Genomic DNA, 14,056 nt, shown 5'->3' on the forward strand with positions numbered 1-14,056 from the left:
AGGCGGCCCATCGAGCCGAGACAACGCCCGTTGCGATTTCGGCGCTTTGAGGGCAACGGAAAAGGGGCCCCTCCCGTGCCGTGCGGCGTGGGAGAAGCCCCTTCTCGTGCGTAGCGTGGCGCGCCCGCCGAGGAACGTCCGTCAGAACGTGCCCAGCTTGATGATCGACAGGATCGCGATCAGCTGGATCGCCGACGCGGCCAGGGCCTTGGGCCAGGGCAGGTCGTGGGACCTGCTGACCATGAGGGTGAGCAGGGCGCCCGCCCCCACCCACGTCACCCAGCCGAGTAGCTGGACGAAGGACGCGTCGCCGCCGAAGAACATGGCGACGACCAGGCGCGGAGTGTCCGTGATGGACATGATCAGCATGGAGAGGCCGACCGTCGGCTGCCAGGCGCCGTCGCCGCCGAGCTGGCGGGCCAGGGTGTGGGTCACCACGCCCAGGATGAACGTGCTGATGACGATCGCCACAGCCGTCGTCAGGACGATCGGGACGGCGTTGGAGAGCGTGGCGTTGATGACGTCCTGGCGGGCACCGTCGAAGCCGAAGACCGCCAGCAGGCCGTAGAGGAACGTCACGATCAGGGCCGGAGCCCACATCGTGTAGTCGCGCATCTGCAGGAACGTCTGCTTGGGGCTGATGACGATGCCCCTCAGCAGGTCCTTCCAGTGCAGGCGGGGGCCCACGGGCGGGGCCGCCGCCTGGCCCGCGCGGTAGGTCTCGCCCTGGCTGTACGGGTCCTCGCCGACCGAGAACGCCTGGGTGTGGCCGGGGCTGTTCGCCGCGTACGGGTCCGGGCCCTGCTGCGGGTGCCCGTCGCCGAAGTACTCCGGCTCACCGCCACCGGGGCCGCCGGCCTGGGGCCAGCCGCCCTGCTGCCCGCCACCCTGCCGGCCATGGCCGTAGGGCTGCTGGTTGCCGCCGTAGGGCTGACCCCCGTACGGCTGCTGCTGCCGCGAGGGCGCGGGCGGGTAGCCGTACGGCTCCTGGCCTCCCTGCGGGGCCTGCTGCCCGTACGACGGTTGGTGTTGTTGCGGTCGCGCTTGCGGGGCCCGGTTGTCCCGGCCCCGCCCGATCCTGAATCCAGCCACGTAATCGAACGTACCTGGTCCCGCACAGTGACGTGTCGGGCCTGGGCCCGTGGGGCCGCCTTTGGGTCCGAGCTGTGACATCCCTTAAGGGGCCGCACAAGGGCCGAATGGGGGTTGTCCGGGGGGTTGCACGGGGGCCTTGTGAGGGATGTTCGGCGGGGCTGGGGGTGGCGGAGCTCAGGCCGGGCCCGCGGGTGCGGGCCCGGCCTGAGTCGCGTGGAATTGCGTGCGGTGCGTTCGGTGCCCTCCGCATGGGCCGTACGAGTCACGCAGGCCTACGAGTCATGTCACGCAAGCCGTACGCGCCATGTCACGCGGCCGGACGTACGGCCACGCGTTCTTCGCCGGAAGGCGCCCTCCACCGAAAGGCGCCTCCGTCGGAGCGCGCCCTCCGCCGGAAACGGACTCAGTCCGCGAAATTGGCGCCGAAGGCCGGGGTGCCCGTGGTCGAGACGCCCGCGTCGGCCGGCCAGACGGAGCGGGAGCCGGTCGTGGTGATCTTCGTGCCGTTGGAGGGCAGGTAGGTGACCGTGCCGTCGCCGGCGTTCTCGTACGAGCCCACCAGGAGGTCGGCCCTGCCGTCGCCGGTCACGTCGTCGAGCTTCACGTCGAGGCCGAAGTGGTCGCCCTTCTCGTCGTTGCCCGGGACACCCGGCGTGCTCTGGGCGAAGGCCTGGGCGCCGGAGGAGGTGTTGACGCCGTGCGCGGAGCCGTACAGGACGGTGACCATGCCGGCGTCCGCGTGGCCGTCGAGGTCCTCGTACGCGGTGCTGACGACGAGGTCCTGGTAGCCGTCGTGGTTGATGTCACCGAGGTCCAGCTCGTAGCCGAAGCTGTCGTTCTTCTCCGCGGTGCCGGGCACGCTGCCGGTGTTCTGGCTGATCCCGGCGGTCCCGGCAGGGCCGGACGCGGAACCGTAGGTGATGTTCACCTTCCCGCCGTACGCGGAGTCCGGAGGGGTCGTGCCGTCGCTGAGCTTGGTGTTGTCCCAGGGCGCGCCGCTGACGATGTCGCCGAAGCCGTCGCCGTTGATGTCGCCGATGGCCGTGATGATGCCGGTCTTCAGCGCCTTCGCGGCGGACACGCTCAGGCCGTTCGCCGTGCCGGGCACGTAGTAGTTCGTGTTCCAGCCGTAGTCGGTCTTGGTCTCGAAACCGTCGACCACGAGGTCGGTGCGGCCGTCGCCGTTGATGTCACCGGCGGTGAGGTTCATCGGGCCGCGGGCGCTGCCGCCGGACTGGATCGGGGGCTTGATCGTGGTCCGGGCGAGGCCGGCCGCGCCGCCGGCGGTGATGCCGCCCTTGTAGACGTAGATCGTGCTCGACGTGTTTCCGACGGCCAGGTCCGCCCTGCCGTCGCCGTCGAAGTCGCCCGCGGCCAGGTTCTTGCCCCACAGGTCGTGCGAGGAGGAGGCCGGGTCGGCGATGGCCACACCCTTGCCGGTGAGGCCGCTCCGGGAGCCCCAGAGGACGGCGAGGCCACCGGCGTCGGTGTCGGTGCCGAACTTCTCGTGCGGAGAGGACACGGCGAGGTCGTCGTATCCGTCGCCGTTGAAGTCGGCGTAGGCCGTCTCCGCGCCGAAGGCGTCTCCGGCCTCGGCGGTGCCGGGAACCCCGGCGGTGTTCTGGCTGATCGTGGAGCGCTTGGCGGCCGAGACACCGGTGGCGGTGCCGTAGAGGGCGACGACCTGGCCGGCGGCCTTGTGGCCGCTCACGTAGGCGCCCTCGGCGGAGAAGGCGACGTCGCCGATGCCGTCGCCGTTGAAGTCGGCCGCCGGGACGACCGTGGAGTCGGCGGCCGTGGCCGTCGCGGCGGAGAACGTGAGCAGACCGCCCGTCAGAGCGGCCGCGGTGGCCGTCGCGAGGGCGAGCTGCAGGGCACGGGGGCGGTGGTGCGGGTGCTGCTTGTGCATGCGGGGTTCTCCTGCGGCATGCGGGAATGCCTGGCGGACACTCCCAGTCAATGGGGTGCGGACGATTCACGTTCGCCGGGAGTTGTCCTGGCGTTCATGGGCCGGTCAGCGAACAGGAGACCCGCAGGGGGGCAGCAGGGTTGTACGGGAGTTCGGATTTCTTGCGGGAGACGTGAGGCGCACGGGCCGGGTGTTCATCTCCGGTGCCGATCTCCAGGGAATCCGGACGCGGGAGCCGGGGAGAACGCGGAACGCCGGAGGCGCTGTCATCAGCTCCTCCGGCGTTCCTGGGGCGTCTGCGGTCTACTTCACCGGTTCGGGCTCCGGCTCGCTCTCGGCCTCCGCGGCTCCCGCCGGATCGACCGGCGTCCTGACGGAGTCGAGCAGCAGCTGTGCGACGTCGACGACCTGGATGGACTCCTTGGCCTTGCCGTCGTTCTTCTTGCCGTTGACCGAGTCGGTCAGCATGACGAGGCAGAACGGGCAGGCGGTGGAGACGATGTCCGGGTTGAGGGAGAGCGCCTCGTCGACACGCTCGTTGTTGATGCGCTTGCCGATCCGCTCCTCCATCCACATCCGCGCACCACCGGCGCCGCAGCAGAAGCCGCGCTCCTTGTGGCGGTGCATCTCCTGCTGGCGCAGGCCAGGGACGGCGGACATGATCTCGCGCGGCGGCGTGTAGATCTTGTTGTGGCGGCCCAGGTAGCAGGGGTCGTGGTACGTGATCAGACCCTCGACCGGGGTGACCGGGAGCAGCTTGCCCTCGTCGATGAGGTGCTGGAGCAGCTGGGTGTGGTGGATGACCTCGTAGTCGCCGCCGAGCTGCGGGTACTCGTTGCCGATCGTGTTGAGGCAGTGCGGGCAGGTGGCGACGATCTTCTTCGCCGACTTCGGCTTCTTCGACTCGGGGGTGGTGTTGCCCTCGTCGTCCGTCTCCTCGCCGAACGCCATGTTCAGCGCGGCCACGTTCTCCATGCCGAGTTCCTGGAACAGGGGCTCGTTGCCGAGGCGCCGGGCGGAGTCACCGGTGCACTTCTCGTCGCCGCCCATGATCGCGAACTTGACGCCCGCCATGTGGAGCAGCTCCGCGAAGGCCTTCGTGGTCTTCTTGGCGCGGTCTTCCAGCGCGCCGGCGCAGCCGACCCAGTACAGGTACTCGACCTCGGTGAGGTCCTCGATGTCGCGGCCGACGACGGGGATCTCGAAGTCGACCTCCTTGGTCCACTCCAGCCGCTGCTTCTTGGCCAGACCCCAGGGGTTGCCCTTCTTCTCCAGGTTCTTGAGCATCGTGCCCGCCTCGGACGGGAAGGCGCTCTCGATCATCACCTGGTAGCGGCGCATGTCGACGATGTGGTCGATGTGCTCGATGTCGACGGGGCACTGCTCGACGCAGGCGCCGCAGGTGGTGCAGGACCACAGGACGTCGGGGTCGATGACGCCGTTCTCCTCGACGGTGCCGATGAGAGGCCGTTCGGCCTCCGCCAGCGCCGCGGCGGGCACGTCCGCGAGGGCCTCGGCCGAGGCCTTCTCGTTGCCCTCCATGTCCTTGCCGCCGCCCGCGAGCAGGTAGGGGGCCTTGGCGTGCGCGTGATCCCGGAGGGACATGATCAGCAGCTTGGGGGAGAGCGGCTTGCCCGTGTTCCAGGCGGGGCACTGCGACTGGCAGCGGCCGCACTCGGTGCAGGTGGAGAAGTCCAGCAGGCCCTTCCAGGAGAACTGCTCGACCTGGGAGACGCCGAAGACGTCGTCCTCCCCGGGGTCGGTGAAGTCGATGTCCTTGCCGCCGGAGGTCATCGGGAGCAGGCCGCCGAGCGCGGTCGCGCCGTCCGCGTTCCGCTTGAACCAGATGTTCGGGAAGGCGAGGAAGCGGTGCCAGGCGACACCCATGTTGGTGTTGAGGCCGACCGTGATCGCCCAGCCCATGGTGACGCCGAGCTTGATCATGGCGGTCAGGTAGACCAGGTTCTGCAGGGTGCCGAGGCTCAGGCCCTTGAAGGCGGCGACCAGGGGGTACGACGCCCAGTACGCGGCCTCGTAGTGGTGGACGCCGTGAATCGCGCCCTCCAGACCGCGCAGGGTCATGATGGCGAGGCCGATGACGAGGATGACGGCCTCGACGAAGTAGGCCTGGCCGGTCTTGGAGCCCGCGAAGCGCGACTTGCGGCCCGGCTTCGACGGCCGGTTGAGCTGCCGGATCGCGATCAGTACGAGGATGCCGAGCGTCGTGAACAGCGCGATGAACTCGGTGTACAGCTCGTACGGCAGCCAGCCGCCCAGGACGGGCAGCGTCCAGTCGGCCTTGAACAGCTGACCGTAGGCCGTGACGATGGTCAGGCCGAGGGTCAGGAAGCCGACGGCGACGAACCAGTGCGCGACGCCGACGATCCCCCACCGGTTCATCCGGGTGTGGCCGACGAACTCCTTGGCCAGCGTGATGCTGCGGGCCTTCCAGGCGTCGGTCCTGGATCCGGCCGGGAGGGGTTGGCCGAGCTTGATGAACCGGTAGATCTGCGCGACGGCTCGGGCGATGAGCGCAACGCCGACCACGGTCAGGGTCAGCGACACAATGATCGCGGCGAGTTGCATTGGGGGCTCCTCGGGCCTGCGAGGTGGGGCTTTGTGTGATTACTAAGCGGTAACTTATGCAGTCCGTCTGAGACTACCCACTTCTTGCGCCGCACTGTAGCCAGCGGTGCGGTGATCTGCGTCGCTGAGGGTTGCCTGACGGGAGTGTCCCTTCCCGGGGTCGCGGGGCCGACACGTAAACCCGATCGTGTTATCTGCTGCACATTTCAGACATTCAACCCTAAGTTGACGCTGTGCTGTACGGAATCGCCGCTGCCATCGCCGCCCTGCTCCTCGCCGCCCTGCTCGCCGCGCTGCTGCGGACGCTCGCCCTGCGCCTCGGCGCGGTCGAGCGGCGGCGGGGGCGCCTGGTCGCGCTGCTCGGCGGGCCGGCGGTGATCGTGGCGACCGCGTTCGTCGCCGGGGCCGGTGACTGGACGGACGTGGCCCCGCTGGGCCCCGCGGCCGGGCGGCTGCTGGTCGCCGGGATGGTGGTCGGCGCCCTCGGGCTGGTCGCCGACCTGAGACCCGTACCGCTCCCGGTGCGGGCGGCCGTCGTGACCACCGCCACCGCGCTGACCGTGCCGTTCGACGAACTCGGACCGGTCCTGGGGGTCCTGGCCGTCGGGTGGGTCGTCCTCGTCACGCTCGCTTTCACCTCCCTCGATCACGCCGACGGAGTGATGGGGACGGTCGCCGTGGTGACCGCCTTCGCCCTGAGCGGGTGCGCGGCCGCCGAGGTCATGGACGGGCTGGCGACGCTGCTGAGCGTGCTGGCCGCCGCGCTGACCGGGTTCCTGATGCACGGCTGGCCGCCCGCCCGGATCGTGCCTGGGCGCTGTGGCGGCCTGTTCGCCGGGTTCGTGCTGGCCTCGGCCGCGGTGCTGGTGCACGGCCGGCCGGGGGGCCGGGCCGAGCGTGGGGGCCGTGTTCGCGCTGACGGCGGTGGCGACCGCCGACGCGGTGCTGGTGCTGGTGTCGCGGCGGCGGGCCGGGCGTCCGCTGCTGAGCGGCGCTCCCGACCACCTCGTCCACCGGCTGCGGCACCTCGGTGTCACGGCGCAGGGTGCCGCGGTCCTCGTCGGTGTCACCGGCTTCGCGGGTGCACTCGTCGGCATGCTGATCGACCTGGGGTGGGTGGGGGCGACGGCGGCCCTGTGGGTGGCGGGCGGCGCCGCCGGGATGGTCCTGGTACTCCTTCGTGTTCCCGCCTATGGGGCGAGCCTCCCGGGAAAACCGCAGGTCGGCGCCCACCTGCGTGTAAGGAACAGATAAGACTTGAGCCCCCTCGACTCAGCTCTGTTGACCGGGAGCGGGACGTCGTGCACACTTGAGTCCGTTCCACTCAAGTCATTGCTGGAGGAATTGAAATGGCACGTGCGGTCGGCATCGACCTGGGCACGACTAACTCCGTCGTCAGCGTTCTGGAGGGCGGCGAGCCCACCGTCATCACCAACGCCGAGGGTGCCAGGACCACGCCGTCCGTCGTCGCCTTCGCCAAGAACGGTGAGGTGCTCGTCGGCGAGGTCGCCAAGCGCCAGGCGGTCACGAACGTGGACCGGACCATCCGCTCGGTGAAGCGTCACATGGGTACGGACTGGAAGATCGAGCTCGACGGGAAGCACTTCAACCCGCAGCAGATGAGCGCCTTCATCCTGCAGAAGCTGAAGCGCGACGCCGAGGCCTACCTGGGTGAGAAGGTCACGGACGCGGTCATCACCGTTCCGGCGTACTTCAACGACTCCGAGCGTCAGGCGACGAAGGAGGCCGGCGAGATCGCGGGCCTGAACGTCCTGCGTATCGTCAACGAGCCCACGGCCGCCGCGCTCGCGTACGGCCTGGACAAGGACGACCAGACGATCCTCGTCTTCGACCTCGGTGGCGGCACCTTCGACGTGTCCCTCCTGGAGATCGGCGACGGCGTCGTCGAGGTGAAGGCCACGAACGGCGACAACCACCTCGGTGGTGACGACTGGGACCAGCGGGTCGTCGACTACCTGGTGCAGCAGTTCAAGTCCGGTCACGGCGTGGACCTCGCCAAGGACAAGATGGCTCTTCAGCGCCTCCGTGAGGCCGCGGAGAAGGCCAAGATCGAGCTGTCCTCGTCCACCGAGACCTCGATCAACCTGCCCTACATCACGGCGTCCGCCGAGGGCCCGCTGCACCTGGACGAGAAGCTCACGCGCGCCCAGTTCCAGCAGCTCACCGCCGACCTTCTGGAGCGCTGCAAGACGCCGTTCCACAACGTCATCAAGGACGCGGGCATCAACCTGTCCGAGATCGACCACGTCGTTCTCGTCGGTGGCTCCACCCGTATGCCGGCCGTCGCCGAGCTCGTCAAGGAGCTCACCGGCGGCAACGAGGCCAACAAGGGCGTCAACCCGGACGAGGTCGTCGCCATCGGCGCCGCCCTGCAGGCCGGTGTCCTCAAGGGTGAGGTCAAGGACGTCCTGCTCCTCGACGTGACCCCGCTGTCCCTCGGCATCGAGACCAAGGGAGGGATCATGACGAAGCTCATCGAGCGCAACACCACGATCCCGACCAAGCGTTCCGAGATCTTCACGACGGCCGAGGACAACCAGCCGTCCGTGCAGATCCAGGTCTACCAGGGCGAGCGCGAGATCGCGGCGTACAACAAGAAGCTCGGGATGTTCGAGCTGACCGGTCTGCCGCCGGCGCCCCGCGGCGTCCCGCAGATCGAGGTCGCCTTCGACATCGACGCCAACGGCATCATGCACGTGACCGCGAAGGACCTGGGCACGGGCAAGGAGCAGAAGATGACCGTCACCGGCGGCTCCTCGCTGCCGAAGGACGAGGTCAACCGGATGCGCGAAGAGGCCGAGAAGTACGCGGAGGAGGACCACGCCCGCCGCGAGGCCGCCGAGACCCGCAACCAGGGCGAGCAGCTCGTCTACCAGACGGAGAAGTTCCTCAAGGACAACGAGGACAAGGTCCCCGGTGACGTCAAGACCGAGGTCGAGGCGTCCGTCGAGGAGCTGAAGGCCGCGCTCAAGGGCGAGGACACCGCCGAGATCCGTACGGCCACCGAGAAGGTCGCCGCCGTCTCGCAGAAGCTGGGCCAGGCCATGTACGCCGACGCCCAGGCCGCGCAGGCCGGCGGTGGCGCCGAGGGTGCCGCCGGTGCCGACGCCAGGGCCGACGACGACGTCGTGGACGCCGAGATCGTCGACGAGGACCGCAAGGACGGTGCCGCGTGACGGAGGAGACCCCGGGTTTCGAAGAGAAGCCTGACGTCCCCTCCGGCGCCACCCCTGACGACGCCGAGCCGAAGGACGCCCCCTCCGCGGAGGGGGCGTCCCCGGCCGGGGACGCATCAGCCGCAGCACAGACCGCCGGTCTGACGGCCCAGCTGGACCAGGTACGTACGGCGCTCGGTGAGCGCACCGCGGACCTCCAGCGGCTCCAGGCCGAGTACCAGAACTACCGCCGCCGGGTCGAGCGGGACCGGATCGCGGTCAAGGAGCTCGCCATCTCGAGCCTCCTGACCGAGCTCCTGCCCGTCCTCGACGACATCGGCCGCGCGCGGGAACACGGTGAACTGGTCGGCGGTTTCAAGTCGGTGGCCGAGTCGCTGGAGACCGTCGCGGCGAAGATGGGGCTTCAGCAGTTCGGCAAGGAGGGCGAGCCCTTCGACCCGATGATCCACGAGGCCCTGATGCACTCGTACGCGCCGGACGTCACGGAGACGACGTGCGTGGCGATTCTCCAGCCCGGGTATCGCTTCGGCGAGCGCACCATCCGCCCCGCGCGGGTGGCGGTCGCCGAGCCGCAGCCCGGCGCACAGTCCGTCAAGTCCGACGACACGACGGCTGAGGCGGCCGAGGACAAGGAGAACGGTGGCCCGGACGAGGGCTGACGTTGACACGATGAGGAAGGAGGGACGTCGGGGATGAGCACCAAGGACTTCATCGAGAAGGACTACTACAAGGTCCTCGGCGTCCCCAAGGACGCCACCGAGGCCGAGATCAAGAAGGCGTACCGGAAGCTCGCCCGCGAGTTCCACCCGGACGCCAACAAGGGCAACGCCAAGGCCGAGGAGCGCTTCAAGGAGATCTCCGAGGCGAACGACATCCTCGGGGACGCCAAGAAGCGCAAGGAGTACGACGAGGCACGCGCCCTCTTCGGCAACGGCGGCTTCCGTCCGGGGCCCGGAGCGGGCGGCGGCAACTTCAACTTCGACCTGGGCGACCTCTTCGGAGGCGGCGCCCAGGGCGGAGCGGGCGGCGGGGCCGGCGGCTTCGGCGGCGGCATAGGCGACGTCTTCGGGGGCCTGTTCAACCGCGGCGGCGCGGGCACCGGCACCCGGACCCAGCCCCGGCGCGGCCAGGACATCGACACCGAGGTGACGCTGAGCTTCACCGAGGCGGTGGACGGCGCGACGGTCCCGCTGCGGATGACGTCCCAGGCTCCCTGCAAGGCCTGTTCGGGAACCGGCGACAAGAACGGCACACCGCGTGTGTGCCCGACCTGTGTCGGCACCGGCCAGGTGGCGCGGGGCTCCGGTGGCGGGTTCTCGCTGACGGACCCCTGCCCGGACTGCAAGGGCCGCGGTCTGATCGCCGAGCACCCCTGCATGGAGTGCTCGGGCAGCGGTCGCGCCAAGTCGTCCCGCACGATGCAGGTCCGCATCCCGGCGGGCGTCACCGACTCGCAGCGGATCCGGCTGCGCGGCAAGGGCGGGCCCGGCGAACGGGGCGGCCCGGCCGGCGACCTGTACGTCACGGTCCATGTGGACGCCCACCCGGTCTTCGGCCGCAAGGGCGACAACCTCACCGTCGCCGTGCCCGTCACCTTCGCGGAGGCGGCCCTCGGCGGCGAGGTGCGGGTACCGACCCTGGGCGGCCCCCCGGTCACCCTGAAACTGCCCCCGGGCACGCCCAACGGCCGTACGATGCGGGCCCGCGGCAAGGGCGCGGTCCGCAAGGACGGCACCCGCGGCGACCTTCTCGTCACCGTCGAGGTCGCGGTCCCCACGGACGTGTCGGGCAAGGCGCGTGACGCCCTGGAGGCGTATCGCGAGGCAACCGCGGACGAGGACCCGCGTGCGGAGCTGTTCCAGGCCGCGAAGGGAGCATGAGCAGATGGACGGCCGTCGTCGAAACCCCTATGAACTGACCGAGGAGACCCCGGTCTACGTCATCTCGGTGGCGGCCCAGCTCTCCGGCCTGCACCCGCAGACCCTGCGCCAGTACGACCGCCTCGGCCTGGTCTCACCTGACCGCACGCCCGGGCGTGGCCGGCGCTACTCGGCCCGCGACATCGAACTGCTGCGCACCGTCCAGCAGTTGTCGCAGGACGAGGGCATCAACCTGGCCGGCATCAAACGCATCATCGAGCTGGAGAACCAGGTCGCCGCGCTCCAGTCCCGTGTCGTGGAACTGGAGTCGGCCCTGGACGGCGCGGCGGCGGCCATGCAGCAGCGTGAGGCCGCCGTGCACGCCTCCTACCGGCGGGACCTGGTCCCGTACCAGGAGGTCCAGCAGACGAGCGCGCTGGTGGTGTGGCGGCCGAAGCGGTCGCCGGAGTAGTTCCAGTTCGTCGAAGGGGCCGGGAGGTGGATCACCTCCCGGCCCCTTCGTGTGTCCGCGGCCGGGGGTCGCGCACGTCCCGCGAAGTGGCCTGCCGGGCGGGCGAGTTGTCCGCGGAGGCGCGGGGGAGCCCGACATCCGCGGGAGGGGGCCCGTGCGGCGCGATCGACGCGAAGGTGTTTGCCGGCGGGAACGGTGCGGCCGACGGCCTGTCTCCGGGCGGTGGTCACGTCCCGCCGGAGGCCGGTCGCGCGGGTGTTCGCCGAGAGGGGGCCGAATCGGCCAAGTCCGCACCCCGGACGCCGCGGTCCGTTTTCTTCGGTGTGCCCCACAAAGTGACGTTCACGTGCACTGCCGTTTGCGGGTGGGCGAGACATAAACGGTCATTGCGGCCGGAGTTGTGCGATGCGTGCGACAGCCGGGTTCATGAGTGACGCAGATCACTGCGGTCCTGGTGCGGGCCGTCCCGTCGTGTCGGGCCGGGCTCGCGCTCGCCCGTCCGGAGCTGCGGTGATACTCGGCCAACTTCAAGTCTCCAGGTCGGGGGCGGGGGTTGTCCGGCCCTGACGGGGTGTGTGGGAACGACGCGCGCCGCAGGTGTTACGTGGAAGTGGAGGTGCACGCTCTTCCCATCGTGTTCACTTGGGGAACACAGAACGCTGTTGCCATCTCGTTAAGTGGTTACTCCTTGACGCTGAGGTGATCGCCGCGTTGGCTTTCAGCCACCTGGGTCGCAATGCAGCTACCTCGCCCGGAAGGCACCTGATGTGAACACTCGTAACACCCGGCTTCGTCGTACGGCCATAGCCTTGGCCTCGTCCGCGATGGCCGTCTCACTCGCCGGCTGCGGGGTCGTGGACGGGATCGGCGGCAGCGACTCCAAGGCGAGCCCGACCAAGGGCGACGACATCAAGGTGGGTCTCCTTCTGCCCGAGAAGGGGAACACGCGTTACGAGAAGTTCGATCACCCGATCATCGAGGAGCAGGTCAAAAAGCTCACCAACGGCAAGGGCTCGGTGGTCTACGCCAACGCCGAGCAGAGCGCGAGCAAGCAGAACACCCAGCTCCAGCAGATGGTGGACGAAAAGGTCGACGTCCTCCTCGTGGACGCGGTCGACTCCAAGGCCATCGCGGGCGGTGTGCGCAAGGCCAAGGCCGCGGGTATCCCCGTCATCGCCTACGACCGCCTGGCGCAGGGTCCGATCGACGCGTACATCTCCTTCGACAACGAACTCGTCGGCGAGGTGCAGGCCAAGGAACTGCTGAAGGCGCTGGGCACCAACGCCGCCACGAAGCAGATCGTGATGATGAACGGCTCGCTCACCGACCCGAACGCGGCGCAGTTCAAGGCGGGCGCCATGTCCGTGCTCGACGGCAAGGTCGAGATCGCGCGGAGGTACGACACCAAGGACTGGGACCCGGCCAACGCCAAGTCCAACATGCTGGAGGCGATCTCGGCCGTCGGCGTCAACAACATCGCCGGTGTCTACTCCGCCAACGACGGCATCGCGGGCGCGGTCATCGACGCCATGAAGACCATGGGTGTCAGCAACGTGCCGCCGGTCACCGGCCAGGACGCCGAGCTCGACGCCGTGCAGCGGATCCTCGCGGGCGACCAGTACATGAGCGTCTACAAGTCGTACCCGCAGGAGGCCACCGCCGCCGCCGAGATGGCCGTGGCCAAGGTCCAGGGCCGCGGGATCGAGTTCGACGCGCTGACCCGCGACAAGGTCGACAGCCCCACGACCAAGAAGATCCCGTCCCAGCTCGTGCCCGTGGTCGCCCTCACCAAGGACAACGTCAAGGAGACGGTCCTCCAGGACGACATCTACACCGTCGCGGAGATCTGCACGGCCAAGTACAAGACGGCCTGCGCGGCGGCCCACATCAAGTAGCCGTTGCCGTCCTGCCACGTACGCGCGGGAGTCCCTGGCCGGGGACTCCCGCGCGTACGTCTCTCACGGCCCGGGTGAACCGTTGCGGGCCGGCCGTGGTCTCACCGGGAGACCGTGCTCGACGCGTACGTACTGGAGGCGCCCGTGGCCATGATCGGCCTGTTCTGGATCACCGAGAAGAGCGTCTACGTGGGTGCCGAGCCCGCGGGGAACGGGCGCGGGGTGCGGCTCACTCCCGAGGGCCTGGAAGCCGTGGGCACGGACCAGAAGGGCTTCTGGGCGTGGCGGGACGTGCGCGCGGTGACCGTGCACGACGTGCAGGTGCGCTCCAGTACCCGATGGCTGGTGAACAGCGTGATGGACACGGTCCTCGACGTGGCGACGGGCGGCGGTGAGGCACCGCCCGCTTTCGAACTCCACGTCGCCACGGACGAGGAGAAGGCCGAACTGACGGTGTACACGGCGGCCGTCGGGGGCTACGTGCAGTCCGAGTACGAGCTGTCGCTGGACCTGTTGAACCGCTTCGTCGAGGGCACGGCGGACGTGTCACGGCTGTTGGAGTGGGGGAGCGCCGAGGGCGACGGCATCACGCCCTGGCGGGCCGCCCGGGAGGCGCTGCTCAGGAGCTGGGCCACGACTGCCTGAGGCGAGCCCCTCGCGGGAGCGGGAGGCGGTGCGGGCGGCGCCGGGGGCGTCGCTCTCCCGGGAGACGACGGGAGTCACCGTCCCCGAAGGCCCCGCCTGGGGCTTCGCGTGGGGGAAGGCGGTCACCGGGCCCGGACGCGGCTGAACGCGCCCCACGCACTCGTTGCGCCTCCGGAGGCCCGCGCGTGGCCGACCCCGGCCCGTGCGCGCCCCCGCGGGCCGTGCGCCCCCGGGCCGTCCCGCACGCCGCCCTGGGGAACTCACCGTCGTCTCCGCCGGTCCGCCGGCCCCTCCCCGGGTGGATGCCCCCGCGCGGGGGCACGTCGCCATGGTCGCGGCCCCGGCCGGCCCCGGTGCGGGCTCCGGCGGCGTGGGGGTGGAGCGGTGTCGCCGTCATG

9 protein-coding genes and 1 pseudogene are annotated in these 14,056 nt (G+C 69.8%); 7 read left to right on the forward strand and 3 right to left on the reverse strand.

The annotated features are described in order from the left end of the window. Positions 1-141: 141 nt before the first annotated feature. The 3 genes from HEP85_RS21695 to HEP85_RS21705 all read right to left on the reverse strand — a co-directional run bounded on the left by HEP85_RS21695 (position 142) and on the right by HEP85_RS21705 (position 5,590). Positions 142-1,173, reverse strand: a complete 1,032-nt coding sequence (locus HEP85_RS21695; protein WP_168529199.1) for a Yip1 family protein — start codon at positions 1,171-1,173, stop codon at positions 142-144. A gap of 325 nt (positions 1,174-1,498) precedes the next feature. Beyond that, positions 1,499-3,004 (reverse strand): FG-GAP and VCBS repeat-containing protein, encoded by a 1,506-nt coding sequence (locus tag HEP85_RS21700; protein ID WP_168529200.1) that lies wholly within the window; start codon positions 3,002-3,004, stop codon positions 1,499-1,501. Positions 3,005-3,307: 303 nt separating this feature from the next. Beyond that, positions 3,308-5,590, reverse strand: coding sequence for a (Fe-S)-binding protein (locus HEP85_RS21705; RefSeq protein ID WP_168529201.1), 2,283 nt, complete (start codon positions 5,588-5,590; stop codon positions 3,308-3,310). 233 nt (positions 5,591-5,823) lie between these two features. On the opposite strand from HEP85_RS21705, the pseudogene HEP85_RS21710 reads away from it, so the two are divergent. The 7 genes and pseudogenes from HEP85_RS21710 to HEP85_RS21740 all read left to right on the forward strand — a co-directional run bounded on the left by HEP85_RS21710 (position 5,824) and on the right by HEP85_RS21740 (position 13,658). Further along, positions 5,824-6,844: pseudogene (locus HEP85_RS21710) on the forward strand (MraY family glycosyltransferase). A 95-nt stretch (positions 6,845-6,939) separates the two neighbouring features. Next, entirely contained in the window at positions 6,940-8,787 is a 1,848-nt protein-coding gene (dnaK, locus tag HEP85_RS21715; protein WP_168529202.1) for a molecular chaperone DnaK, read from the forward strand. Then, the gene (gene grpE / locus HEP85_RS21720) at positions 8,784-9,446 is read left to right on the forward strand and encodes a nucleotide exchange factor GrpE (protein WP_168529203.1); all 663 of its coding nucleotides are present in this window, start codon (positions 8,784-8,786) and stop codon (positions 9,444-9,446) included. Before dnaK ends, grpE begins: the two co-directional genes overlap by 4 nt. A gap of 33 nt (positions 9,447-9,479) precedes the next feature. Next, a complete protein-coding gene (dnaJ, locus tag HEP85_RS21725; RefSeq protein ID WP_168529204.1) occupies positions 9,480-10,667 on the forward strand; it encodes a molecular chaperone DnaJ in 1,188 nt (395 codons plus the stop codon). Between the two features lie 4 nt (positions 10,668-10,671). Further along, entirely contained in the window at positions 10,672-11,118 is a 447-nt protein-coding gene (locus HEP85_RS21730; protein WP_168529205.1) for a heat shock protein transcriptional repressor HspR, read from the forward strand. 824 nt (positions 11,119-11,942) lie between these two features. Then, entirely contained in the window at positions 11,943-13,013 is a 1,071-nt protein-coding gene (locus HEP85_RS21735; RefSeq protein WP_168533871.1) for a substrate-binding domain-containing protein, read from the forward strand. Positions 13,014-13,127: 114 nt separating this feature from the next. Then, entirely contained in the window at positions 13,128-13,658 is a 531-nt protein-coding gene (locus HEP85_RS21740; RefSeq protein ID WP_248002030.1) for a hypothetical protein, read from the forward strand. Positions 13,659-14,056 lie beyond the last annotated feature (398 nt).

The organism is Streptomyces sp. RPA4-2 (genome assembly GCF_012273515.2).
In the GTDB taxonomy this organism is placed as follows: domain Bacteria; phylum Actinomycetota; class Actinomycetes; order Streptomycetales; family Streptomycetaceae; genus Streptomyces; species Streptomyces kaempferi.